General features: G+C 70.7%; 20 protein-coding genes. 13 read left to right on the top strand and 7 right to left on the bottom strand.

From position 1 onward, the window contains the following. Positions 1-6: 6 nt before the first annotated feature. Positions 7-471, bottom strand: coding sequence for a tetratricopeptide repeat protein (locus K8625_RS27600; protein WP_223750015.1), 465 nt, complete (start codon positions 469-471; stop codon positions 7-9). A gap of 99 nt (positions 472-570) precedes the next feature. Between K8625_RS27600 and K8625_RS27595 the strand changes: the two genes are divergently transcribed. Next, a complete protein-coding gene (locus K8625_RS27595) occupies positions 571-1,152 on the top strand; it encodes a hypothetical protein (protein ID WP_223750016.1) in 582 nt (193 codons plus the stop codon). A 16-nt stretch (positions 1,153-1,168) separates the two neighbouring features. Here the strand turns inward: K8625_RS27595 and K8625_RS27590 are convergent, their stop codons facing one another. Both K8625_RS27590 and K8625_RS27585 read right to left on the bottom strand, forming a co-directional pair. Then, complete coding sequence (locus K8625_RS27590) at positions 1,169-2,515, bottom strand: sigma-54 dependent transcriptional regulator (protein WP_223750017.1); 1,347 nt, start codon at positions 2,513-2,515, stop codon at positions 1,169-1,171. A 1-nt stretch (position 2,516) separates the two neighbouring features. After that, positions 2,517-3,761 carry a sensor histidine kinase KdpD gene (locus K8625_RS27585; protein WP_223750018.1) on the bottom strand — a complete coding sequence of 415 codons (1,245 nt, stop codon included), beginning with the start codon at positions 3,759-3,761 and terminating at the stop codon, positions 2,517-2,519. 490 nt (positions 3,762-4,251) lie between these two features. On the opposite strand from K8625_RS27585, the gene K8625_RS27580 reads away from it, so the two are divergent. Genes K8625_RS27580 through K8625_RS27565 form a run of 4 tightly spaced genes read left to right on the top strand, consistent with a single transcriptional unit; the run spans position 4,252 to position 9,192 of the window. Further along, complete coding sequence (locus tag K8625_RS27580) at positions 4,252-5,736, top strand: TolC family protein (RefSeq protein ID WP_223750019.1); 1,485 nt, start codon at positions 4,252-4,254, stop codon at positions 5,734-5,736. Positions 5,737-5,744: 8 nt separating this feature from the next. Further along, positions 5,745-6,479, top strand: a complete 735-nt coding sequence (locus tag K8625_RS27575; RefSeq protein ID WP_223784461.1) for an ABC transporter ATP-binding protein — start codon at positions 5,745-5,747, stop codon at positions 6,477-6,479. 49 nt (positions 6,480-6,528) lie between these two features. After that, complete coding sequence (locus K8625_RS27570; RefSeq protein ID WP_223750020.1) at positions 6,529-7,959, top strand: efflux RND transporter periplasmic adaptor subunit; 1,431 nt, start codon at positions 6,529-6,531, stop codon at positions 7,957-7,959. 27 nt (positions 7,960-7,986) lie between these two features. Next, on the top strand, positions 7,987-9,192 hold the full coding sequence (locus tag K8625_RS27565; RefSeq protein WP_223750021.1) for an ABC transporter permease: 1,206 nt from the start codon (positions 7,987-7,989) through the stop codon (positions 9,190-9,192). A gap of 43 nt (positions 9,193-9,235) precedes the next feature. Here K8625_RS27565 and K8625_RS27560 read toward each other — a convergent pair whose 3' ends face one another. Then, positions 9,236-10,006 carry an SDR family oxidoreductase gene (locus tag K8625_RS27560; RefSeq protein WP_223784380.1) on the bottom strand — a complete coding sequence of 257 codons (771 nt, stop codon included), beginning with the start codon at positions 10,004-10,006 and terminating at the stop codon, positions 9,236-9,238. Between the two features lie 176 nt (positions 10,007-10,182). On the opposite strand from K8625_RS27560, the gene K8625_RS27555 reads away from it, so the two are divergent. Then, entirely contained in the window at positions 10,183-11,379 is a 1,197-nt protein-coding gene (locus tag K8625_RS27555; protein WP_223784379.1) for a metallophosphoesterase, read from the top strand. Position 11,380: 1 nt separating this feature from the next. Here the strand turns inward: K8625_RS27555 and K8625_RS27550 are convergent, their stop codons facing one another. Both K8625_RS27550 and K8625_RS27545 read right to left on the bottom strand, forming a co-directional pair. Then, positions 11,381-11,818, bottom strand: a complete 438-nt coding sequence (locus tag K8625_RS27550) for a hypothetical protein (protein ID WP_223750024.1) — start codon at positions 11,816-11,818, stop codon at positions 11,381-11,383. Continuing rightward, positions 11,815-13,359 carry an alkaline phosphatase gene (locus tag K8625_RS27545; RefSeq protein WP_223784378.1) on the bottom strand — a complete coding sequence of 515 codons (1,545 nt, stop codon included), beginning with the start codon at positions 13,357-13,359 and terminating at the stop codon, positions 11,815-11,817. The genes K8625_RS27550 and K8625_RS27545 overlap by 4 nt, the downstream gene beginning before the upstream one ends. Positions 13,360-13,643: 284 nt before the next feature. Between K8625_RS27545 and K8625_RS27540 the strand changes: the two genes are divergently transcribed. The 5 genes from K8625_RS27540 (at position 13,644) to K8625_RS27520 (ending at position 18,566) form a co-directional block, all read left to right on the top strand. Next, complete coding sequence (locus tag K8625_RS27540; protein ID WP_223750026.1) at positions 13,644-14,432, top strand: tetratricopeptide repeat protein; 789 nt, start codon at positions 13,644-13,646, stop codon at positions 14,430-14,432. A 175-nt stretch (positions 14,433-14,607) separates the two neighbouring features. Continuing rightward, complete coding sequence (locus K8625_RS27535) at positions 14,608-15,720, top strand: S-(hydroxymethyl)glutathione dehydrogenase/class III alcohol dehydrogenase (protein ID WP_046713461.1); 1,113 nt, start codon at positions 14,608-14,610, stop codon at positions 15,718-15,720. Beyond that, positions 15,717-16,568 (top strand): S-formylglutathione hydrolase, encoded by an 852-nt coding sequence (fghA, locus tag K8625_RS27530; protein WP_223784377.1) that lies wholly within the window; start codon positions 15,717-15,719, stop codon positions 16,566-16,568. The genes K8625_RS27535 and fghA overlap by 4 nt, the downstream gene beginning before the upstream one ends. A 95-nt stretch (positions 16,569-16,663) precedes the next feature. Next, the gene (locus K8625_RS27525; protein ID WP_223750028.1) at positions 16,664-17,407 is read left to right on the top strand and encodes a head GIN domain-containing protein; all 744 of its coding nucleotides are present in this window, start codon (positions 16,664-16,666) and stop codon (positions 17,405-17,407) included. An 82-nt stretch (positions 17,408-17,489) separates the two neighbouring features. Continuing rightward, complete coding sequence (locus K8625_RS27520; RefSeq protein WP_223784376.1) at positions 17,490-18,566, top strand: aquaporin; 1,077 nt, start codon at positions 17,490-17,492, stop codon at positions 18,564-18,566. Positions 18,567-18,791: 225 nt separating this feature from the next. Here K8625_RS27520 and K8625_RS27515 read toward each other — a convergent pair whose 3' ends face one another. Further along, complete coding sequence (locus K8625_RS27515) at positions 18,792-19,013, bottom strand: DUF3185 family protein (RefSeq protein ID WP_174816766.1); 222 nt, start codon at positions 19,011-19,013, stop codon at positions 18,792-18,794. A gap of 442 nt (positions 19,014-19,455) precedes the next feature. Here K8625_RS27515 and K8625_RS27510 point away from each other — a divergent pair, with 442 nt between their 5' ends. Together K8625_RS27510 and K8625_RS27505 are read left to right on the top strand one after the other, a co-directional pair. Then, complete coding sequence (locus K8625_RS27510) at positions 19,456-20,964, top strand: hypothetical protein (RefSeq protein WP_223784375.1); 1,509 nt, start codon at positions 19,456-19,458, stop codon at positions 20,962-20,964. A gap of 175 nt (positions 20,965-21,139) precedes the next feature. Then, the gene (locus K8625_RS27505; protein WP_223784374.1) at positions 21,140-24,256 is read left to right on the top strand and encodes an amino acid adenylation domain-containing protein; all 3,117 of its coding nucleotides are present in this window, start codon (positions 21,140-21,142) and stop codon (positions 24,254-24,256) included. The last annotated feature ends 26 nt before the right edge of the window (positions 24,257-24,282 follow it).

Genomic DNA, 24,282 nt, shown 5'->3' with positions numbered 1-24,282 from the left:
CTGGCCTCAGCCGGGGGACTGTCCCGACAACACGCGCTCCAGCGCCGCCGCCTGCTCCCGCTGGTCCGCGTCCGCGCTCCGGCTCGCGGGCTTCAGGTGAGCCTTCGCCCGCTCCGGGTCCGTCTTGGCCAGCGCCATGGCCATGCAGAGGTTCGCCCTGGGGTGGTCGGGCTGCGCCGCGAGCACCGGCGCCAGGACCTCCGCCGCGCGCGCGTCCTCGGTGCGCTCCAGCAGGGCCATCGCCAGCTCACACGCGGCCTCGGGGTCCGAGGGCGCCTTCGCGTGAACCAACTCCAGGAGCTGCACGGAGCGCTCCCGCTCGCCCGTCACATCCAGGGCCCGCGACAACGCATGCATCACCTTCACGTCTCCGGGGGCCTCGCGAAGCGCGGCCTCCAACAGGCGCGCCGCCTCCCGCCCATCCCCCGCCTCCAGCCGAGCCACTCCGTCTCGATACAGGTCCGCGCCCACGTGCTCTCCTTCTCACAATGCGATGCGTCAATCCCACCCGCGCAACTTCCACCCTACAAATTGCGACAACCCGAGAGAAGCTTTCCCCCGGGTCCCTTCATGCTCGTTCGCAACGCTCCCGTCGCCCCCCGCCGCCAGACGCCCTCCGCCTCGGAGGCTCCGGCCTCGGAGAAGGCCCAGAACACGGCCCTGGTCCGTCCGAACACCGAGGACACCTTCACGAAGGGCACGGCCGCCACGGCGCGCGTGGGCAAGGCGCCCGCCGGAGACCACGGCAAGCTGATGACGGAGTACCTCACGGGTGCCCGTCCTCCTCCGGCCGACTTCGAGAAGGTCATGGGCTACAAGCCCTTCGCCATCCAGACGAAGCACGGTCAGCGCATGCAGGACCCGCACGGCTCCGCGTCCGCGCCCGGCAAGATTGGACCGGACAAGGAGTTCGACCCCGCGGCGAAGACGCACGACTACGGGTACGACCTGCTGCGCTACTTCGACCGCAAGGGCACGCCCCTGAGCGGCGACGCGCGCAAGGCCGCCGACGCGCTCTTCCGCAAGGACCTGTTCGACTACGCCAATGACCAGAAGGGCTTCGGCGACCGGCTGAAGTACCGCACGTGGGCGCAGATCTACGCCACCGCGGTGGAGCTCAACTCCCGCGTGCAGGGCTACGGCCCTCCGTGAGCCGCGCCCCGCGGCGCTACTGCATCCCGTAGCGCCGCAGCTTGTCGTAGAGCGTCCGCAGGCCGATGCCCAGTCGCTGGGCCGCGCGCTTGCGGTTGCCGCCCTCGTCCGCGATGGCCTGCTCGATGGCCATCCGCTCCAGCTCCTCCAACGTCTTGTCCGGCAGCCGCGCTCCCACCGCCGGCGTCGGCGTGGACGTCGGCGCGCTGGTCGGGTCCAGCCACAGGTGACGCGACTCCACCACCGCGCCGTCCGCGAGGATGGCCGCGCGCTCCAGTGCATTGCGCAGCTCCCGGACGTTGCCCGGCCAGGCGAACGACTCCAGCCGCTCCGACGCCTCCGGTGACAGCTTCAACCCCGGACGTCCCAGCTCCTCGCCGATGCGCCGCAGCAGCAGCTCCGCCAACGGCCGCAGGTCCTCGCGTCGCTCGCGCAGCGAGGGCAGCCGGATGGGGAACACCGCCAGCCGGTGGTAGAGGTCCTCGCGGAACTCGCCGTGCGCCATCATCGTCTTGAGGTCACGGTTGGTCGCCGCCACCCAGCGCACGTCCGCCTCCAGCGTCCGCGTCCCACCCACGCGCTCGAAGCGCCGCTCCTGCAAGACACGCAAGAGCTTCGCCTGCAGCTCCGCCTTCAGCTCGCCCACCTCGTCCAGGAAGAAGGTGCCACCCTGGGCCAGCTCGATGCGCCCGCGCCGCTGCGCCACCGCGCCCGTGAACGCGCCCTTCTCGTGGCCGAACAGCTCGCTCTCCAACAGCGTCTCGGTCAACGCCGCGCAGTTGACCGCGATGAACGGCCCCTCGGAGCGCTCGCTCCACTGATGCAGCGCGCGCGCCGCCACCTCCTTGCCCGTGCCGCTCTCCCCCACCAGCAGCACCGTGGCCTGCGTGGGCGCCACCTTGCGCAGCGCCTCCACCACCGGGCCCATCGTCGGCGCGCCCCAGCTGAGCACCACCTCGCTCGTGGACTGGCGCGCCTCCGTCTTCAGGTTGAGCAGCGCGCGCCGCTCCAGCGCCCGCGCCACCGTCAGCCGCAGCTCCGCGGGACTGCCCACGGGCTTGAGCAGGTACTCGAACGCGCCGGCCTTCATCGCCGACACCGCGCTCTCCACCGAGCCCACCGCCGTGAGCACGATGACCTCCACGTCCGGCTGCTCCTCGCGCACCTTGCGCAACAGCGTCAGCCCGTCCATGCCCGGCATGCGCAGGTCCGTGACGAGCAGATCCACGCCCTGCTTCGACAACAGCCGCGCGGCCTCCTCGCCGTCGGCCGCCGTCGTCACCGCGTGGCCCTCCACCTCGAGCGCCTCCGCGATGAACGAGCGCACGCCCTCTTCGTCATCCGCCACCAGGATGCGCGCCATCTCAGGTCCCCCTCGCCGGCACGGTGAGGCGGAACTCCGCGCCTCCCTCCGCGTGCGTCCTCGCGCTCACCGAGCCCCCATGCAGCTCGACGATGCGGCGGGTGATGGCCAGCCCCAACCCCACGCCCCGCAGGCGCCCGGTGACGAAGGGCTCGAAGATGCGCTCCTCGTCGCCCTTGGGGATGCCCGGACCATGGTCCCTCACCGTGAAGACGAGCGCCGGCCCCTCCTGCGCCACCCCCACCTCCACGCGCTGCCCCGCGGGGCTCACCTGCACCGCGTTGCGCAGCACGTTCTCCAGCGCCTGCTGGAAGCGGCCCGCGTCCAGCTCCACCGTCTCGTGGCCCGGCAGGTACCGCGCCTCCACGCTCGACTCACCCGTGGCCTCCACCGCCGCGCGCAGCACCTCGTTGGGGTCCGTGCCCGAGCGGCGCAGCTCGCCGCTGCGCACGAAGTTCAGCAGGTCGTTCATCAACTGCTCCAGCCGCACCGCCTCGCCGACGATGCGGTCCGCCTTGGGACGCAGCACCTCGTCGCGCTCCACGCGCTCGGCCAGCAGCTGCGCATGCCCCTTGAGCGACGCCAGCGGGTTTCGCAGCTCGTGCGCCAGCACCGCGGACATGGTGCCCAGCGCCGCCAGCCGACGCCCACGCTCCAGCTCCGCCGCCAGCGCCTCACGCTGCGCCAGCGAGCGCGAGAACGCGAACGCCAGCCCCAGGATGCCCATGCATGACACCGCGGCCACGAACAGCAGCCGCTGTGAGCGCTCCTTCAACTCCAGCGCCGTGACGGGCTCGAAGTCGTAGCCGATGCGCAGGTTGCGGCGAGGCTCCTGCGAGACAGGAGGCTCCACCATCGGCGGCGTCCCGCTCACGGCGGGCGGGCCGTCCGGCGGCCTCGGCTTGCGCAGCCGGTGGATGAAGCGGCCCCGCCCCTCCTCGAAGCGCAGCTGCGTGCCGTCTTCGATCTTCCCCAACGAGCCGACACCCGCCGAGGCGAGCACCTGCCCGTCCTCGACGATGGCGACGTAGCGCAGCCCGCCCTCCTGGTGGGTGTTCAGGAAGGCCTCCAGCGCCTGCTGGCTCGGCACGCCCGTGCCCTCCCGGAAGGCCTCCACGCCGGCGAGCATCAGCACGTTCGCCATGCCGCGCACCACCAGCGAGGACGACTCCAGCGCCGAGCGACGGATGAACACGACGGCGGACAGCAGCACCGCGCACATCAGCCCGGCCGCCACCCAGGGCATCCAGGGACCCCGCGGTCTCCAACGGGCCGGGCCACTCATCGACGCGGCCCTCGCTCCGGGTGTCTTCCACTCCATGCGGCTCCTCCACTCGCTGCGAACTCTGCATCCAGGATGCGGAATCCGCACTCCCTTCCGTCACGACGTGGCGCCGCGTGGGCTCCTCCTTGCTTGAACGCTGCCGAGCCCATCTGTCTCTCCCCGAGGGTTGGGGGTGGCGCCCGAGCCGGGTCACCACCTCTCTTCGAGACTCCGTTGTGCAAGCACGAGGCCCATGGCCCCATCCCTCGATGACGAGCCGCGTCGAGCGCATGCGAAATCCGCACCCCACCGGCGACTCCCGCAGTCCCTGGAGACATTCTCCATGTGATTCCGCAGGGTTGAAGTGTGGCAAGGTGCATGCAATCGACCCCGCCTGGGAACGCCGGAGCGCCAGGAGCGCACCGGCCTGCAACGGGACATGGCGGCGATGACGATGCTCCGGAAAGCGTGGTTGAAGAGGCGGCCCCAGCGGCTGACGGCGCTGACCCTGGGGATGCTCGGCGTGGTGGTGGTGCCCGGTACGGGTCTGGCGGGCGCGACGAAGGGCGCCGCGCTGTTGCCGGGTGATGCGCCCACGAAGGTCGCCCTCCTGGGCCTCGCCCAGGCGGGCGTGGTGCCCGCGCCGGCGGAGACCGCGGCGCCTCCGAAGGAGCCGAGCGCTCCGAGCGAGGCGGTGCCCACGGACCTGGGCGTCACCAGGCAGGCCCAGCCGGAGGTGCCCAGCGTCTCGCTGGAGGAGGCCATCGCGCGGGCGCTGAAGACGAACCCGGCGGTGGCGCAGTCCGAGGGCAACGTCACCAACGCGGCGGCGGCCGAGCGCAGCGCCGTGGGCGCGTACATCCCCACGCTGTCGGCGAGCGCGAGCGGCTCGCTCTCCAGCACCCAGCGCGTCGAGCCGGTGACGGGCGCGGTCATCAACGGCTCGGCCGACAACTACAGCGCGGGCCTGTCCACCGGGTGGAACGTCTTCACCGGCGGCCAGCGCAGCGCCACGCGCGAGCAGACCAAGGCCCAGTCGGGCGCGGCCTCCGCGCAGCTGAGGGCGCAGCGCGCCAGCGCGGTGCTCGAGGTGCAGCGCGCGTACTACGAGGTCCTCCGCGGCACGGGCCTGGAGAACGTGGCGCGCTCGCGCATCGAACGGGCCCGGCAGAACGAGGAGGCCGCGCAGCGCCGATTGGCGGTGGGCTCGGCGACGCGCTCGGACCTGCTGCGCGCGCAGCTGGACCACACCACGGCGCGCGATGCCCTGCGCACGGCGGAGACGCAGCGCGCCTCCGCGGCCCTGGCGCTCGGACGGCTCATCGGCGCGGAGGGCGCGGTGGAGGCCAAGGGCACGGAGAACCTGGACCCGAAGCCGCTCGCCGTCTCCGATGAGACGCTGGTGTCGGACCTGGAGGCGCAGGCCCCCGCGGTGCTCGCGGCGGCCTCCACGCTGAGCGCCTCCGCGGCGGGCGTGGACGTGGCCAAGGCCACCTACCTGCCGACGGTGCGCTTGTCCGCCGGCTACGATTGGTTCAACCAGGACCCGAGCTTCAATGGCGGCAGGACGAGCTGGAACGTCCGGCTGGGACTCTCCTACCCCATCTTCGACGGCTTCCTGCGCGAGGAGCGCGTGCAGCGGGCGAAGACGGCGGAGGTGGTGTCGCAGGTGCAGCTCGCGGACACGCGGCGCGCGGTGCGCACCGGTGCCCACCAGGCGCTCAACCAGCTGCGCCTGTCCGCCGACCGCATCGGCCTCTCCGAGCAGTCGGTGGAGGTGGCGCGCGAGGACCTGAAGGTGCAGGAAGAGCGCTACCGTCTGGGGGCCACCACCATCCTGGAGCTGCTGACGTCCCAGGAGAACCTGGTCCAGGCGGAGATCAACCTCGTGTCCTCGCGCTTCGACTATCGCATCGCGCACGCGGAGCTGGAGGCGCTCGCCGGGAGGCAGCTGTGACGACACCCATGAACGACACGACGGGAGCACCGGCCGACAAGGCGCGCGACATCGCGGACGTGGTCATCCGGGTGGAGGGCCTTCGCAAGGACTACACCATGGGCTCGGAGGTGGTGCGCGCGCTGCGCGGCGTGGACCTCACCATCCGCCGCAACGAATACGTGGCCGTCATGGGCCCGTCCGGCTCGGGCAAGTCCACCTTCATGAACCTCATCGGCTGCCTGGACGTGCCCAGCGAGGGCCAGTACTGGCTCAACGGCCAGCCGGTGGCGGGCATGACGGAGAACGCGCTGGCGCGCATCCGCAATCGCGAGCTGGGCTTCGTGTTCCAGAGCTTCAACCTGCTGCCGCGCGCGTCCGCGCTCGACAACGTGGCGCTGCCCCTGGTGTACGCGCGCGTGCCCAAGAAGCTCCGCCTGGAGCGCGCCGCGGCCATGCTGGACAAGGTGGGCCTGGGCAGCCGCAAGGACCACCGCCCCAACGAGCTGTCCGGCGGCCAGCGCCAGCGCGTGGCGATCGCGCGCGCCCTGGTGACGCAGCCGGCGCTGCTGCTCGCGGACGAGCCCACGGGCGCGCTCGACAGTCGCACGGGCGAGGAGATCATGGCCCTCTTCGGGGAGCTGCACTCGCAGGGACAGACGCTGATGCTCGTCACGCACGAGTCGGACATCGCGGCGCACGCGCAGCGGGTGCTGTTCCTGAAGGACGGCGTCATCGAGCGGGACGAGCTGAAGAAGCACTGAGCAGGTCCGTCTCCTGGATGGAGAAGGCCACGAAGATTTGGAGGTCGTCGTGAGCAAGGTGAAGAAGGTGGTCATCACGGGTGTCGCGGCGGTCCTGATTGGCGCGGGCGTGTACGCCACCCAGCAGGGAAGCCAGCCGAAGACGCCCGAGCGCTCGGCGGCGGTGGCCGTCGTGGAGCGCCGGGACATGGAGGTCGTCGCGGAGTCCGCGGGCCTGGTGGAGCCCCTGCGCGTGGTGGAGGTGAAGTCCAAGGCCTCCGGCGAGGTGCTCCGCGTGCTCTTCGACACCGGCGACAAGGTGGAGAAGGACGCCCTGCTGGCGGAGATCGACCCGCGCGACGTGCAGAATGCGCTCGCGCAGGCGCAGGCGGACGTGGAGTCCGCGCGGGTGCGGCTGAACACGACTGACGCCCAGCGCCAGCGCATGGAGTCGCTGCGGCAGTCCGGCTACGTCACCCAGCAGGAGTACGAGTCCGCCATCGACGCGTTCGCCACGGCGCGGGCGGCCAAGGTGCGCGCGGAGACCAACCTCCAGCTCGCCAAGGAGCGCAGCCGCGACGTCACCATCCGCGCGCCCAGCTCGGGCACGCTGCTGGAGCGGCAGATCCAACCCGGGCAGATCATCGCCTCGGCCATCTCCAACGTGTCCGGCGGCAACACGCTGTTCAAGATGGCGGACCTGTCGGTGATGCAGGTGCGCGCCAAGGTGGACGAGACGGACGTGGGCCAGCTCAAGGCGGGCCTCAAGGCGCGCGTGACGATGGAGGCCTACCCGGGCCGGACGTTCATCGGCGAGGTCGTGAAGATCGAACCGCAGGCGCTGGTGGAGCAGAACGTCACCCTCTTCCCGGTGCTCGTGCGCCTGGACAACCCGGAGGGCCTGCTCCGGCCGGGCATGAACGCGGAGGTGGCGATTGAAATCTCCCGCCGGCGTGACGCCATCACCGTCCCCAACTCCGCCGTGGTGGGCCTGCGGGACGCGCGCGCCGCGGCGCTCGCGGTGGGGCTGACCGAGGAGTCCGTGCGCTCGCTGATGCGGCCGACGGGCGGCAGCGGCAACGCGGGGGCGCCGGGCGGTGACGCGGCGGCGCGTCCCGAGGGCGCGGCGGACAAGGGCGCGGTGGCGCCGGGTGGAGCGACGCCGGTGAACGTGAGCGCGCAGGCGGCGGAGCCGGGCGCGGAGGGTGGCGGCCGTCGCAACCGGGGCGGTGGGCGCGAGGGTCGTCAGGGCACCGGGGACACGCGGCCGGGCATCGTCTTCGTGAAGGGGCCGAACGGACCGGAGCCGCGCCGGGTGACGCTGGGGCTGAGCGACTGGGAGAGCTCCGAGGTGCTGAGCGGCCTGACGGAGGGCGACCAGGTGATGCTGGTGTCGGTGGCGCAGCTCCAGCAGCAACAGCAGCAGCGCTCGGAGCGCATGCGTCAGTCGGCCGGCATGATTCCGGGTGCGGGCGGCGGCGGCATGCGCGGCGGACGGTAGTCGGCGGCAGGAGGAGGAGGACAGGTCATGGGAGAAATCATCCGGGTCGCGTTCGACGCGGTCCTCGCCAACAAGCTGCGCTCCCTGCTGACGATGTTGGGCATCGTCATCGGCATCGCGGCGGTCATCACCATGGTGGCGCTGGGCGAGGGAGCCCAGCGCTCGGTGGAGCAGCGGCTCAAGACGCTGGGGACCAACGTCCTCACCGTGCGCCCTGGACAGTCCTTCTCCGGCGGTCTCGGCCGAGGTCAGGCCACCATGACCATCGACGACGCGGAGGCGCTGCGCGCCAACCCCAAGCACATCCAGAACGTGGCCCCGGAGATCGAGTCCCGCTTCCAGGTGGAGTACGGCGCAGGCAACGCGAACCTGTCCGTCGTCGGTACGTGGCCGGCGTACTTCAACATCAACGAGTCGAACATCGTCTCGGGGCGGCTCTTCACCGAGGCGGAGGACAAGGGCCGGCGCCGCGTGGTGGTGCTGGGCGCGCTGGCGGCCGGGCAGCTGGGGGTGCGGGACTCCTCGGCGCTGGTGGGCGAGACGATTCGCATCCGCGGCATCCCCTTCGAGGTCATCGGCGTGCTCGCAGAGAAGGGCTCGCAGGGCTTCTCCAACCCGGACGAGAGCCTCTACATCCCGCTGGCCACCGCGCAGTTCCGGGTGATGGGCAGCAACCGCATCCGCTCGATTGCCGTGCAGGCCTCGGGTGAGGGCGCCATGGATGACGCGATGGCGGAGATCGACCTCAAGCTGCGCCGCGAGCACCGGCTGCGCCCCGAGGAGCAGGCGGACTTCAACATCCGGGACCAGGCGTCGCTGCTGGCGACGGTGCAGGAGACGACGCAGACCTTCTCGCTGCTCCTGGCGGGCATCGCCGCCATCTCCCTGCTGGTGGGCGGCATCGGCATCATGAACATCATGCTCGTCTCGGTGACGGAGCGGACGCGCGAGATCGGCCTGCGCAAGGCGCTGGGTGCCACCGGCACGGACATCCTGCTCCAGTTCCTGGTGGAGTCGCTGGTGCTCTGCCTCGCGGGCGGCACGCTGGGACTGGCGCTGGGCGTGGGCGGCGCCGCGCTGCTGCAGAAGCTCATGGGGTGGACGATGGTGGTGGCGCCCGAGGCCATCGTCCTGGCCATCGCCTTCTCGGCCACCGTCGGCGTGTTCTTCGGCATCTGGCCCGCGCGCCGCGCCGCGAGCCTCGCGCCCATCGAGTCGCTGCGCTACGAGTGACGTCGCGTCGGGCCCGGGAGCACGCCTCCCGGGCCTCGCGCGTTCAGCGTCCGGGGCGAGCGCCGGGGTCCAGCTCGTAGGCGGCGACGTCGCGGTAGTAGCGCTCCACCTCCTGCTGCGCCGCGGGCCGCGTGAAGACCTCCGGGCGCGGATGCGCGATGGCGTCGAGGATGACCTCCACGGCCTCCTCCACCCGCTGCGCGCCGGGCAGCATGCGCGAGTCCGGCCCACCTCCCAGAGCGTTCGTCCCGAACTCCGTGGCCACCACGCCCGGCATCACCACCGTGACGTGGATGCCGGGATGGGTCTTGTGCAGGTCCTGCCGCAGACAGGCGCTCAGCGCGTTCAGCGCGTGCTTGGCCGCGCTGTACGCGGAGCGATGGGGCACGACGGGCAGGCGCCCCAGCGTGCTGGAGATGTTGAGGATCTGCCCCGCGTTGCGTGCCTGGAAGTGCGGCAGGACGGCCTGCATCCCGTAGAGGGCGCTGTTGACGTTGGCTCGCCACATCTCGTCCAGGTCCTGGTCGGTGAGCTCCGCCACGGAGCGGGTGATGCCGCGCCCCGCGTTGTTCACCCAGACGTCGATGTGACCGAAGCGCTCCAGCGCCGCGTCGCGCAGCTTCTCCACCTGCGCGCGGGACGTCACGTCGGTGACGACCGCCAGCGAGTCCCGGCCGGAGCGGGTCGCCACCGTCTCCAACGCATCCTTGCGACGGGCCGCCAGCACCAGCTTCGCCCCACGCGCGCCCGCCACCCGCGCCAGCTCCGCGCCGATTCCTCCACTCGCCCCCGTGATGACGATGACCTTGTCCATGTGTGTCCCCTCCCGAGGCTCGCCTGCTGTCACGGCCGGGGAATCTACCTGCCCGGAGCACACCTGGCCGGTTCTCGTCCGCCGTGTGCCACGCTCAGTGTTCAATCTCCGGGACACGGCCGGGCCCGAGGCCGCGTGCTACCCTGCCCGTCCGTTCTCAGCCCGGGCACATCCCCATGCCGTTCCGGTTCTCCTCCTTCTCGATGCTCATCGGCCTCGGCGCGGTGCTGGGCCACCTGTATCTCTACCGGCGACTGGTGCGTGAGCTGGTGCGAGGCCGCGTCGGCCGGCTCGTGGCCATGGTCGTCCTGGGCCTGCTCACGCTGTTCCTGGGGCTGCGACGCACGCTCCTGGACGCCGTCCCCGAGCAGCACGAGCAAACCGTCACGGTGGCCACGTACACGTGGATGGGCGTGGCGCTCTGCCTCGTGCTGGCCCTGGGAGCCATGGACCTCGCCCGCGCGTTCCTCGTGTTGGGTCGCCGCCTCCAGCAGCGCCGGGCCACGCCGCTCGCGTCCCCGAACGAGGAGCCCATCGACCCGGAGCGGAGGAAGTTCCTCGGACGCGCGCTGGCGGGAGGCGCGGCCATCGCGGGAGGTGGCCTCGCGTCCTACGGCCACTGGCGAGCCTTCGCGCCGCCGATGGTGACCGAGGTCGCCATCCGGATTCCCAAGCTGCCGCGCGCGCTCGACGGGCTCAGCATCGTGCAGCTCACGGACATCCACGTGGGCCCGTTCATCCAGCGCCGGTTCATGGACGAGCTGGTGCGGCAGGCCAACGCGCTGAAGCCGGACCTGTTCGCCATCACCGGCGACCTGGTGGACGGCGACGTGCCCACGCTGGGTCCCTCCGTCGCGGCGCTGCGGGACTTGCGCTCGCGGTACGGCAGCTACTTCGTCACCGGCAATCACGACTACTACTCGGGTGACGTGGAGTGGACCACGTTCCTCCAGTCGCTCGACATCCAGTCGCTGCGCAACCGCCACGTGCGCATCGGTGACGCGGGCGCATCCTTGGACCTGGTCGGCGTGGACGACTGGAGCGGCTGGAAGCGACGCAACCAGAAGGGCTACGACCTGGATCTCGCGCTCCAAGGGAGGGACCCGGAGCGCGCGGCGGTGTTGCTCGCGCACCAGCCCGCGAACTTCAAGGTGGCCGCGGAGCGCGGGATGGACCTCCAGATTTCAGGCCACACGCACGGCGGGCAGCTCGTGCCCATGACGCTGCTCATCAACTTCGCCTGGGAGCACGTGGCGGGCCTGTACCGCCATCAGGACTCGCACATCTACGTGAGCCGGGGCTGCGGCTTCTGGGGACCGCCCATGCGCGTGGGCAGTCCTCCGGAGCTGGTGAAGCTCGTGCTCACCACGTGAGTCATCCCCGAGGAGGGATGCGGGGCGTATAGCGACGGTGGCTGTCGACGCGGCCACAGGCCGGACACGTCACCTCGACCCGGAGCTCTCCGCCCTTGCGCTCGGTGGCGGCGGCGACGGTGTGCACGCTGAACGTCGCGCGTGCGCCGCACCCGGTACACGGGCTCCAGGTCTGCTCGAAGGCGGTGTTGCGCACCACCACGCCCTCCTCGCACGAGCCGCACCACCAGACGTGATAGTCCACGGCGCCGCTCTGCTCGTGGCGTCGTTGCTCCGCGTCGAGGTGATGGTCATCCAGCTCCTCGTCGAGCAGCTCGCGCGCCTTCCCACAGCGAGCACATGCCCCGAGCGACGGAACCGGAAGCGCGCGCCGGTTCGTCATCAGGTGCCAACCCAAGGCCGCCGCCCCGAGCGAGAACACGATGACCACCCACGTCATCGGCTCGGCTCCAGCTCCACCTGATGCAGGGCCTTGCCCGTGAGGTCGTGGATGGCCACGGTCATCACGCCCGATGCGCCCTGGATGCGGACGCTGCCGAAGTACTGCTGCCCCTCCCACGGCGCCGCGTTCATCACCGTGGCCGGCTTCTGCCACTTCACCTCGGGGCCGAAGGTCTCGTCGAGCGGGCTCGGGCCGAACGTCCCCGCGTTGAGCGGCCCCGCGACGAACTCCCAGAACGGGTCGAAGTCCCGGAAGCGCGCCCGGTCCGGATGGAAGTGGTGCATCGCCGGGTAGTGCACGTCCGCAGTGAGGAACACCACGTTGCGCACCCGTCGCTCCTTCAGGAACGAGAGCAGCTCCGCCAGCTCCAGCTCGCGCCCCATCGGCGCGCCCGGCCCGTTGGCCCAGGCCTCCATGAGCGGACCGTCCGGCGTCTTCTCCGCGGGCACCACGAGCCCCAGCGGCATGCTGGTCGCAATCACCTTCCACGTCGCGCGCGAGGACGCCAGGGCCTGCTTCAAGCCATCGAGCTGCGCGCGTCCCAGGAAGGCCGTCTCCGGGCCCTGCTTCGTCTGACGGTTGAGCGTGTTCGGCCCTCGGAACGCCCGCACGTCCGGGATGAAGACATCCAGCAGCGGCCCCTGGGAGAGCTGACGGTGGATGCGCCCCTCCGCGCGAGCGGCGCCGCCCACGGGTGAGTACTCGAAGAACGCCTGACGCGCCCGTGCACCGAGCACGCCGTCATCCGAGACCCGCGTGTAGCGCGGGTCCTCCGCCATGGAGCGGCCCGGATACCAGTTGTTGCGCACCTCATGGTCGTCCCACTGGTACGCAATGGGCACCTCGCGAGCGAAGGCCCGCAGGGACTCGTCGAGGAAGTTGTAGGCGAAGTTCCCGCGCAGCTCCTCGAGCGTCTCGGCGACCTTGGACTTCGCGGGCGTGACGACGTTGCGCCACACGCGCCCGTCCGGGAGCGTCACCTCGGGCAACAGCGGGTTGTCCGCGTAGATGACGTCGCCGACGTGCAGGAAGAAGTCCGGCTTCAGCGCGCGCAGGGCCGCGAAGCCGCGATACCCACCCCACTCCCGGTTGATGCCCCACCCCTGCCCGCAGACATCCGCGCTCCAGGCGAAGGAGAGGTCCCGGGCGGTATCCGAGGCCGACAGGAATCTCCCCGTCCACGCCTCCCCCGTGGCACCGCCCTCCTCCGCGAGCACCCGCACGAAGAGCTGCCGCCCCGGAGGCAGCCCCGTGAGGTCCACCACGCCGGTGAAGTCCGTCTCGGCCGTGAGCCGTCCCCCCTCGACCCGGTGGACGCCCCGGGCGAAGCGCGAGTCCTCGCTCCACTCCACCACGAGCCGGGACGCCCGCTCCGCCTTGCCCCAGACGCTGACGGCCCCGGTGCGCACGTCGCCCAGCTGCGCGCCCAGGAGCAGCGACGGTCCGGAGCGCGGCGCGACGAGGGGGCGCGTCGAGGCACAGCCCGCGGCGGTGACGGCGAGCCCCTGGAGGACGGTACGTCGGGTGAGGACGGTCATGGCGCGAGAGCTCCGACGGGGGGAAACACGGGGCCGCACCCTAGCAGCGCCCCCACACCCCGGGTGTCCACAGGCGCCCCCACGTCGGGTGGACCGGGGCCCAGGAGGGGGTGGCCGGAAGGCAGGGAGGCAGGCGCGCGCTGCTCCTGGGTGGCGGGGCCGTGACTTCGGGTATGCTCGCCCCTGATTCCGGATCCGCGTGAGGGCGGGTCCCACGCTGAGCGAACAGCAGGATGGACTGGGCCGGGGTCGACTCCCCAGGCCCGCTCGAGAGGTTCACACACATGAAGCGACTGGCACGAGTCGGTCTGATGGTCGGAGTTCTCGCACTGGGTGGCACCGTGGCCTGTAGCGAGGAGAACGACGTCGCCAAGCAGAACCGCGTCAAGGGCACCAACCACCTGGCGAAGAAGGAGTACAAGGAGGCCACCGAGGCCTACGCCCTGTCGCTCCAGGCGGACCCCAAGCAGGAGAAGGTCTGGGAGAAGAAGGCCTTCGCCCACCTCGAGCTCGGACAGATGGACAAGGCCAGCGAGGCCGTCCTGAAGATCCTCGAGATGAAGACCACCCCCGCGGACAAGGCCGAGACCTACCGCACCCTGGCCAGCATGCACATGAAGGGCGGCACGCTGGAGGACGCGGAGAAGTACTTCAACGAGGCGCTCAAGATCGAGCCCAAGGACGAGGCGTCCCTCGGGTGGATCGCGGAGATCTACGCGCAGAAGGGCGGCGCGCGCTCCATGTCGGCCCCCATCGTCAAGGCGGACCTGGAGAAGTCGCTGAGCATCTATGACCAGGTCATCGCCATCAACCCGAACTCCGCCAACACGTACCTCAACAAGCGCGTCGTGATGGGCCGCCTCATGGAGTACGAGCGGCAGCAGAAGGACATGGCGCTGTCCGAGGCCGCCGAGAACGCCAAGGACAAGACCATCGTCGACGAGGCCAACGCCCGCGCCGCCGAGCACCAGAAGAAGATGGACGAGTACCAGGGTCAGTTCGCGGAGATGACCAAGAAGTTCAGCGAGGCGCAGAAGGCCGCCAAGGCCCAGGCCGCGGCCGGCACGCCGTAGTCGCTCCCCTGCCTTGCCCGAAGGGCCTGGAACCGCGCGTCGGCTCCAGGCCCTTCTTCATTTGTCGATAAGCCCCGGAAGCGTCCGCCAGGCATCAGCGAGCGAATCCGTCGTGCGACGCCCGCCCGCCGCGCATTACGCTCCCGCCCTTCATTTCTCACAGGGAGGCTCGTGTATGGACGTGCGCGCGGCGGTGGCGCTCGAGGCAGGCAAGCCGTTGGTCATCGAGACGGTGCACCTGGAGGGACCCAAGGCGGGCGAGGTGCTCGTGGAGCTGAAGGCCACCGGCATCTGCCACACGGACCAGTTCACGCTCTCCGGAGCGGACCCGGAGGGGCTCTTCCCCGCCATCCTCGGCCACGAGGGCGCGGGCGTGGTGGTGGACGTGGGCCCGGGCGTGACGTCGGTGCGCAAGGGCGACCACGTCATCCCGCTCTACACGCCCGAGTGCCGGCAGTGTAAGTCGTGCCTGTCGCGCAAGACGAACCTGTGTACGGCCATCCGCGCCACGCAGGGCAAGGGCCTGATGCCGGACGGCACCAGCCGCTTCCGCCTGGGCAAGCAGGCCGTGCACCACTACATGGGCACGTCCACCTTCGCGCAGTACACGGTGCTGCCGGAGATCGCCGTCGCGAAGATTCGCGAGGACGCTCCGTTCGACAAGGTCTGCTACATCGGCTGCGGCGTGACGACGGGCATCGGCGCCGTCGTGTACACGGCCAAGGTGGAGGCCGGCGCGCGCGTCGTCGTCTTCGGCCTGGGCGGCATCGGCCTCAACGTGGTGCAGGCGGCCCGCATGGTGGGCGCGGACCAGATCGTCGGCGTGGACATCAACCCGGCGCGCAAGGCCATGGCGGAGAAGTTCGGCCTCACCCACTTCGTCAACCCGAAGGAGGTCGAGGGCGACCTGGTGCCGTACCTGGTCAACCTGACCAACGGCGGCGCGGACTACAGCTTCGAGTGCATCGGCAACGTGAACACGATGCGCCAGGCGCTCGAGTGCTGCCACCGCGGCTGGGGCGAGAGCATCGTCATCGGCGTGGCGGGCGCGGGGCAGGAGATCAAGACGCGGCCGTTCCAGCTCGTCACCGGGCGCGTGTGGAAGGGCAGCGCCTTCGGCGGCGCGCGCGGCCGCACGGACGTGCCGCAGATCGTCGACTGGTACATGAACGGGAAGATCAACGTCGACGACCTCATCACCCACACGCTGAAGCTGGAGGACATCAACCAGGGCTTCGACCTGATGCACAAGGGCGAGTCCATCCGCAGCGTGGTGAAGTACTCATGACGGCGGCACCCACGCTCATCAGCCAGCACCGCTGCTTCGACGGCACGCAGGGCTTCTACAAGCACGTGTCCGAGGCGTGCGGGGGCGAGATGCGCTTCGGCGTCTTCGTCCCGCCGCAGGCGCGGGAGCGCAAGGTGCCGGTGCTCTACTACCTCGCGGGCCTCACGTGCACGGAGGAGACCTTCCTGACGAAGGGCGGCGCGCAGCGTGTGGCGGCACAGCTGGGGGTGATGCTGGTGGCGCCGGACACCAGCCCTCGGGGCGCGGGGTATCCGGGCGAGGACGCGTCCTGGGACTTCGGCGTGGGGGCGGGCTTCTACCTGGACGCCACCCAGGCGCCGTGGTCCGCGCGCTACCGCATGGGCACGTACGTCACGAAGGAGCTGCCCGCGCTCATCGCCGGACACTTCCCGGCCCGCGAGGACCGGGAGGGCATCTTCGGCCACTCCATGGGAGGCCATGGCGCGCTCGTGTCGGCGCTGCGGCAGCCCGGGCGCTACCGCTCCGTGTCCGCGTTCGCCCCCATCGTCGCGCCCATGCGCGTGCCGTGGGGACAGAAGGCCTTCAAGGGCTACCTGGGCGAGGACACCCAGGCGTGGCGCGCGTATGACGCCACGGAGCTGATCCGCGCCGCGAAGCAGCACCTTCCCACGCTGCTGGTGGACCAGGGCACGGGCGACAAGTTCCTCCAGGAGCAGCTCAAGCCGGAGCTGCTGCGCGAGGCCTGCGCCGCCACGGGACAGCCGCTCACCCTGCGCATCCACGAGGGGTACGACCACGGCTACTACTTCGTCTCCACGTTCATGGAGGACCACCTGCGGCACCACGCCGCGGCGCTGAACGCGTAGGCCCCCCTTTCGCGAGCTCCGTGGGGGCCCGGGTGACACATCCCGGCCCCCGCGGTGTTCCAGTGCCCGGACCTGTCGGACACGGGAGCGGGACGATGCGACTGGGAGCACGGGAGCAAGGCGCGGGGCTCGCGCTGCTGGCGGCGGCGTGGTTGTCGGGCTGTGGCTTCGGGCACCACCTGGAGGGCAGCGGGCATTCGATTGAGGAGTCGCGGACGACGCCCGTGTTCGACCGGCTGGAGGTGGAGGACGGCATCCCCGCGCACGTCCAGGTGGACCCGACGCGGCCCCACTCGGTCCTCATCATCGGCGATGACAACCTCGTCGCCCGCATGCGGACGGACCACGACGGGGACCGGTTGCGGGTGCACTTCGGCGGGCACGGCTCGGTGGGCTGGGACTCGCCCAATCCGCTGCGCGTCGAGGTGGTGGTGCCGAGCCTGGAGGCGCTGGAGCGCTCGGGTGGCGGGCGCACGGACGTGACGGGCGGCGTCGACGCGAATCACTTCAGCGTGTCCGCCAGCGGAGGCGGCGCGATCCTGGTGCGTGAGCTGCGCGCGCAGTCGGTGGCGCTCTCCCTGAGCGGAGGCGCGTATGCGCTCCTGGAGGGCGAGGCGCGCCAGATGAGGCTGGACCTGTCGGGTGGGAGCGAGGTGTATGCGGGAAAGCTCGCGTCGCGGGAGGCGGCGCTGGAGTCCAGCGGCGGCGGCATGGCCTCGCTGCGAGTGTCCGACACCTTGCGAGTGAGCGCTTCGGGCGGCAGCCACGTGCGCGTCTTCGGCCGCCCCGAGATGCTGGAGGAGGACCTGTCCGGTGGCTCCTCGCTGACCTTCGAATAGTCGTGCCGGGCAGGCGCTCGCGTCGGCTTTGACGGCCCTTTCCCCCAGGCATAGGGTGGGAGCGCCGCTGGAGGGCCCCGCGATGACGAGCGCAGATGCATCCACGACCTCCGCCAGCGCCGGGCGGCTCAATCGCCCCCGACGGCTCGCCGTCGAAGCGCTCGGCTGCGGACTGCTCGTGGTGGCCCTGGAGGGCGCGCACCACGGCGCCGAGCGCCTGGGCGTGAGCGCCACCGACAACCGCCTCTTCATGTCCCTGGCGGCCGGCGTCGTGCTCGCGTGCCTCACCTGGGTGCTCCAGCCGCTGTCCGGCGCGCACTTCAACCCCGCCCTCACCTTCGCGGACGCGCTGGAGGACGGCACTCCGTGGCGGGACGTGCCGCGCTACGTGCTGGCACAGCTGGGCGGAGGGCTCGCGGGACGGCTGGTGGCACACCTCATGTGCGGAGAGCCGCTGCTCATCGCCACGCGGACGCCCTCGGCCAGCTCGGCGCAGTTTCTCACGGAGCTGGTGGCGACGTTCGGCCTGCTCATCGTGGTGCGCGGCTGCGTGCGCACCCGGCCCTCCGCCACCCACTTCGTCGTGGCCGGGTATGCCGCGGCCACGGTGTGGTTCACCGACTCGCGCTCGCTGGCGAACCCGGCGCTCATCCTCGCCCGGGCGGTGAGCACCCGTGCCAGCGCCCTGCACGCGATGGATGTCGAGTCCTTCGTGGCCGCGCAGTTGCTCGGCGCGACGCTCGCGGTGTTCTTGTTCCGATGGCTGATGACGCCGACGGCGAAGCCCGCGCACCGCCCCTGGCGCGTCATCTTCGAGTGCTCCCACCGCGGCGTGGCTGAGCAGGCCGCCGCCGTGTTCAACGGCCTGTGCGCACCGGACCGGGCGCATGCCACGCTGGACACGGGGACAGGCGCCGTGGACGCCCTGGGGCCGCCGCCGATGGTCATCCGGCTCATGCTGGAGGGCGAGGCGCCTCCCTCCGGAGAGGGCGCCGCCGTCTGGCGAGTGCCCGCGAGCGGAGAGGGAACGCCGGACGCGGAGCAGCGACTGCGAGCCTCGCTGCGTGAGCCCATCCACCGGCTGCTGCGGGAGCGGGGATGGTCCCGACTGCACGCCGTCGGCGACCCCGCGCACGAGGCGCCGGTGCGCCCTACCTGAGCAACTGCTCGCGCGCTGACGCGCGGCCGGGAGGCAGACCGCTTCCGGGTAGCGCGCAGCGGGGGCGATGGGCAACACCTGCGCCCGCGAGCGACCCGGACGAGGAAACGCCCGCGCCAGCGCGAGACCCGGACGAAGCAACACCCGCGCCCGCGAGCGACTCAGCAGGGGCGACACCTGCTCGCGCCGGGGCGGCGCGAGAAACCAGCCCCCGCTCGTGCGGGACTAGCGACGCTTGCCGCGACCGCCGCCGAACAGCACCAGCAGGAGGCCTCCCGCGAGCGCGGCGCCCCCGCCCGCCAGGTACAGCGTGGTCTGCTCCGTGTACTTGCCGGTGAAGGCCTGGGTGGCTCGCTCGGTGAGCGACTCCCGCGCATTGAGCCCCGTCCACAGCAACACGCCGCCCGCGACGGCGAGCATCACTCCCACGAGCCGGATGATTCCCACGAGTTCTCCTCGAGCTGTCCAGGCAGCGTTATAGCGCCCGGTGACTCGCCGAGGGGAACTCAGATGCCCCCCTCCCCCCTGGGCCCAGGAACCTCGCGCCACGGCGCCACGAATCAGCCACCGGGATTCAAGAACAACTCCATGGCGATATCGCCAGGCCCTGCGCTTCGATTCGACATCAGCGGCGCCCGCCGGCAAGGCGTGCTCGCCCAATGGACGCACGCGGGACTGCTGCCAGGGTGAGCAGCTCACGGGGGACTGCTCCTGCTCGTTCGGCATCTGGGCCTCCACGGCCTTCGCCCCGTAACCCCCATGCGGGTGTCCTCCCTTTCGAGGGAGGGCACCTGTCCGTCCCTGAATAGGGGCTCGCCTCGCTGGCGGATAGGGGAATCCCTTCCGCTCATCCCATCCTCCGTCGGTTGTCGCCACGGAGGAGAGGGACATGCAAGCGAGACATGTGTGTGTGCTGATGGGTCTGGTGTTCGCCGGCTGCGGGGGCCCCACCCGACTTGAGCTTCGAGGCGCGGGCGTCTCGCCCCCCACCCGCTCCACGGCGGGCTTCCGGGGAGCCACTGCGCCCAAGGAGCTCACGGAGCAGGTCTGCCCGGGACTCCCCGCGCGCCTCGCCGTGGTCATCCCCCCCGGCTCGGGCGCCACGCTCAACGGCCCCTTCCCCGAGTGGTTCGCCGACGTCAAAGGCACGCTCTACTTCGCCACCAACCTGTTCGACGGAAGCGCCGCCCTCTGGCGCAGCAACGGCACGGCGGTGGGGACGACCCGGGTGAAGTCCTTCCCCGCGGCGTCGGTGGGAATCCCCGCGCTGCGCAACCTGATACCCGTGGGCCCTCGGGTGTTCTTCCTGCTCGACCAGCCCGCGACGGGACGCGAGCTGTGGGTCAGCAATGGCACCGAGGCGGGCACGCACCTGGTCCGGGATTTGACTCCAGGCCCTGAAGGCACGCACCTCAGCTTCGTCGCGGCCCAGAACGGGAAGCTCACCTTCATGCGCCAATGGAGCCCCACGCCCGGGGCACCGGAGCTCGAGCTGTGGCACACGGATGGAACGCCCGAGGGCACGCTGCGCTTCGCGCGCTTCGGTCCGGAGTCGACGCTCGGGAACATGTCGCTGCGCGTGGGCCCCTACCAGCTCTTCTTCCTGTCCTCGGCGGCGCAGGGCACCTCCCTGTGGCGCACGGACGGCACCGCCGCCGGCACGGCCCTCGTCAAGAAGGTCGATGCCCAGCAAGTGCCCATCACCGGCACGGGACAGGCCGGTGACGTGGGGCTGTTCCTGTTCGTGGACGGAGCGAACACGGAGGTGTGGAGGACGGATGGCACCGCGACGGGGACCCGGCGGGTGGATGCCTTCGGCAAAGGTGTCACCCTGCTCGGCGCATTGAAAGGCAATGCCTACCTGGCCTCGGTCGACGCCACGAGCATGCGGATGCGCATCCAGCGACTGTCGTTGAGTGGCGGCGGGAAGGGCGCGGTCGTCACCCTCCCCAACCCCTACGCGGGCGAGGAGGCGGCCTACCCTTATCTGCAACAATATACGGTCTCGGGAGAGCGGCTCTTCTTCTCCGTGGCCATCGCGAGCCCCGGGCCCGCACCGCGCGCCGCGACACTCTGGACCTCCGACGGCACCACCGCGGGCACCTCCGCCTTGTCGGAAGCGCTCAGCCTGAGTGACGAGTACGCCTCGCCCCTGTTCCCGTTGGGCCAGAACGCCGCCCTCTTCGCCGCCTCGGCGCCGGGCGAAGGGCTCGAACCCTGGTTCACCCACGGCACGGTCGCCTCCAGCCTTCCCCTGGCGGACATCGCGACGCGCGGCGAGAACTCGCTCCCGGAGGGCTTCACCCGCGTCGGCGACCGCATCTATTTCCGCGCCATCGATGACACCGGCTCCTTCCAGGTGTGGTTCATCCCGCTTCAAGACTGCGACGACACCTGACGCAGACCTCAGGCCCGCATGAACAGGCGCTGCGGGCACCCCGGATGCCCGCAGGCGCCACCGGCCACCTCCAGACGCAAGACATGCGAGGAATTTCATCGACAAACGCCCAATTGACATTAAACAAATGTCAAACACCTCCACCCGACACATCCATGAGGAGCGCGCGACGAGCATGCACATCATCGAATCCCCATCGAAAAGCAGCGTTCCTGCAAGGCGTCATCCGTCTCAGTCAGGGCTCGCGGACCTGTGGCAGGCCCAGGTCCACCTCCAGCCCGGAGCCATCGCCATCCACTGGGGCGTCAAGCGCGTCACCTATGACGCGCTGGACCGCCGGGCCAACCAGCTCGCGAACGCGCTGCGCCACCGAGGCGTGGGCGAGGAGACGCCTGTCGCCGTGGCCATGCGGCGAGGCATCGAAGCCATCGTGGCCCATGTGGCCCTCGCCAAGCTGGGCGCCTCTCACGTCCCGCTGGACCTCCAGCACCCTCGCGAGAGAATCACATACATCCTGGAAAATTCCGGAACGAAGGTCCTCCTCACCGAGACCCTGACGGAAGAGACGCATTGCGCCCGGGCTGGATTGAGCTGCCTTTGCATGGAACGTGACGCGGACAGCGTGGCGCGCGAGCCCGAGACCTTCACCGGTCCGCGCGACACCCCGGAGCGACGGACGTACATCATGTACACGTCCGGGACGACGGGGCGCCCCAAGGGCATCGAGGTCCTCGCGAAGGGCATCCGCCGACTGGTCATCGACAATCCCATCCTCGGCATCCATCCCGGGGAGCGCGTCGCCCAGCTCACGAGCCACGCGTTCGACATCTCCCTCTATGAAATCTGGGGCGCGCTGCTCAACGGGGCCGCGCTCGTGGTGATCTCCAAGGCGACGCTCCTGGATGCCCAGGCCTTCCGCCAGGCCCTGCGCGACATGCGCGTCGACGTGATGACCATCGCCACCGCCCTCTTCAACCTGGTGGCCCAGGCCTGTCCGGATGCCTTCGGCGGGCTTCGGCTGGTGGTCGTGGGGGGAGAGCGCGCCAATCCCCGCCTCTTCCGCGCGGTGCTGGAGAGCCACCCTCCCGAGCGGCTCGTCAACGGCTACGGCCCCACGGAGGTGTCCATCTACGCGACAGCCCACGAGGCGCGCCTCCAGGATGCCTTGAGCGGCTCCATCCCCATCGGGAGGCCCATCGCGCGCACCGAGGTGTTCCTGCTCGACGAGGACCTGCGCCCCGTCGCACCGGGACAGATGGGAGAGCTGTGCCTCGCGGGAGAGGGCCTCGCGCGCGGCTATCTCCACCAGCCGGAGCTCACCGCGGAGCGCTTCCCCACGGTGCCCGGATTGAAGGACGGCGAGGCGCTGCGCATCTACCGCACCGGCGACCTGGCGCGGTGGCGCGAGAACGGGACGCTGGAGTACCTGGGCCGGGCCGACCATCAGGTGAAGATTCGCGGTCATCGCATCGAGCTGGACGAGGTCTCCAAGACGCTCCTGCGGAGCGGGCTCGTCTGGGACGCCGTGGTGACACTCCAGGAGAGACCCGATGGCGAGAAGTCGCTGGCGGCTTTCGTCGTACCCAAGGACACCGGCCCGGGCCTCGAGGACGCCCTCCGCGACTTCCTGCGCGACAGGGTGTCGGAGCCCATGGTGCCGTCTCGCTTCGTCCTGCTGGAGCGGCTCCCCGTCACCGCCAATGGAAAGGTCGACCGCGCGGCGCTGCCCCGCCCCGTGTCGCCAGGACCCGGAGCGGTGCCCGCACAGAGCACTCCCCCGCCGGAGGACCCCGTCGTCGCGGGCGTGAGCGACATCTGGACCGAGCTGCTCGGCGTGGAGACCGCGTCCGCTGGCGATGACTTCGTGCGCCTGGGCGGCAACTCCCTGATGACGGGACGCCTGACGCTGCGGCTGCGCGAGAAGTTCGGCGTGGGCCTGTCCGCGCACGCCCTCCATGAGGCACGCACGCTGGGGGACTTCATCGAAGCGGTGCGGCAGGCCCTGGCGGGTGTCCAGGCCGAGGGCCGCGCCATCGCGGGGCCCGACGCCTGGCGCGAGGACGCGCGCCTGCCCGAGGACATCGCGCCCGCTTCAGGCAAGCCGGTGACGAAGGGACGCGCGCTGGAGGACATGCGCTGCGTCTTCCTCACGGGCGCCACGGGCTTCCTCGGCGCCTTCATGCTCCGCGACCTGATGCGGACGACGAAGGCACAGGTGGCCTGCCTGGTTCGCGCGAGGGACGCGGAGACAGCGCTCGCTCGCGTCCGCCGGGCCCTGGAGAAGTACGACCTGTGGGAGGACTCCTTCGCGCCTCGCATCGAGCCGGTGCTCGGGGACCTCGGCGCCCCCCGCCTGGGCCTGGGCGCCGGGCAACGACAGTCCATCGTCGAGCGGGCCGAGGCCATCCTCCACGTCGGCGCGCACGTGAACTACGTGCAGCCCTACGAGGCGCACAAGGCCGTCAACGTCGATGGCACCACGGAGGTGCTGCGGCTGGCCGCGCTGGGGCCCACGCCCGTGCACTACGTGTCCACCATCGCCGTGTTCGGTCCCACCGGTTACTTCAACGGCACCCAGGTCCTGCGCGAGGACGAGGACCTGGACAAGCACCTGGACTGCCTGCGCTACGACCTGGGCTACTCCGCCAGCAAGTGGGTGGCCGAGAAGCGCGTATGGGAAGCCGTCGAGCGAGGGCTGGCGGTGAACATCTACCGCTCGGGCTTCATCATGGGACACACCCGCACGGGCGTCGGCAATCCAGACGACTTCGTCGCGCGCTTCGTCTGCGGCTGCGTCCAGATTGGCAGTTGCCCCATCCTCCCGCGCCAACGCAAGGAGATGGTGCCCGTGGACTTCGTCAGCGGTGCCCTCATCGGCATCGCCTCTCGCGAGGGCGCCATCGGCAAGGCCTATCACCTGGTGCCCCCCTCCCCTCGCGACTCCATCGACATGGACTCGCTCTATGACCTCCTCGACGACTGTGGTCAGCCCCTCAGCCGCGTCCCTTACGAGGAATGGGTGGACCGGCTCATGAAGGACCCCCGCGCGGCCGACAACCCGCTCTGCGCCCTGGTGCCCATGCTCTACGAGCAGGTCTACGGCGGCGGCTCGACGCGCTGGGAGGTCTACGAGGGAATGCCTGTCTACGACGCCCGGAACACCCGGGAGGCACTCGCCGGACTCGGCCTCGGGTTCCATCGCCTGGACCAACCGCTGATGTCCCTCTACCTCGAGGACTGGCGCGAGAAGGGCCTGCTCCCCAGCCCATCGACAACGGCACGCGGTCACTGAAGTCCTCTCTCCTCCATCGACTGGAA

Source organism: Myxococcus sp. AS-1-15 (assembly GCF_020037055.1).
GTDB lineage: Bacteria > Myxococcota > Myxococcia > Myxococcales > Myxococcaceae > Myxococcus > Myxococcus fulvus.
This window is presented reverse-complemented; position numbering and strand designations above follow the sequence as displayed.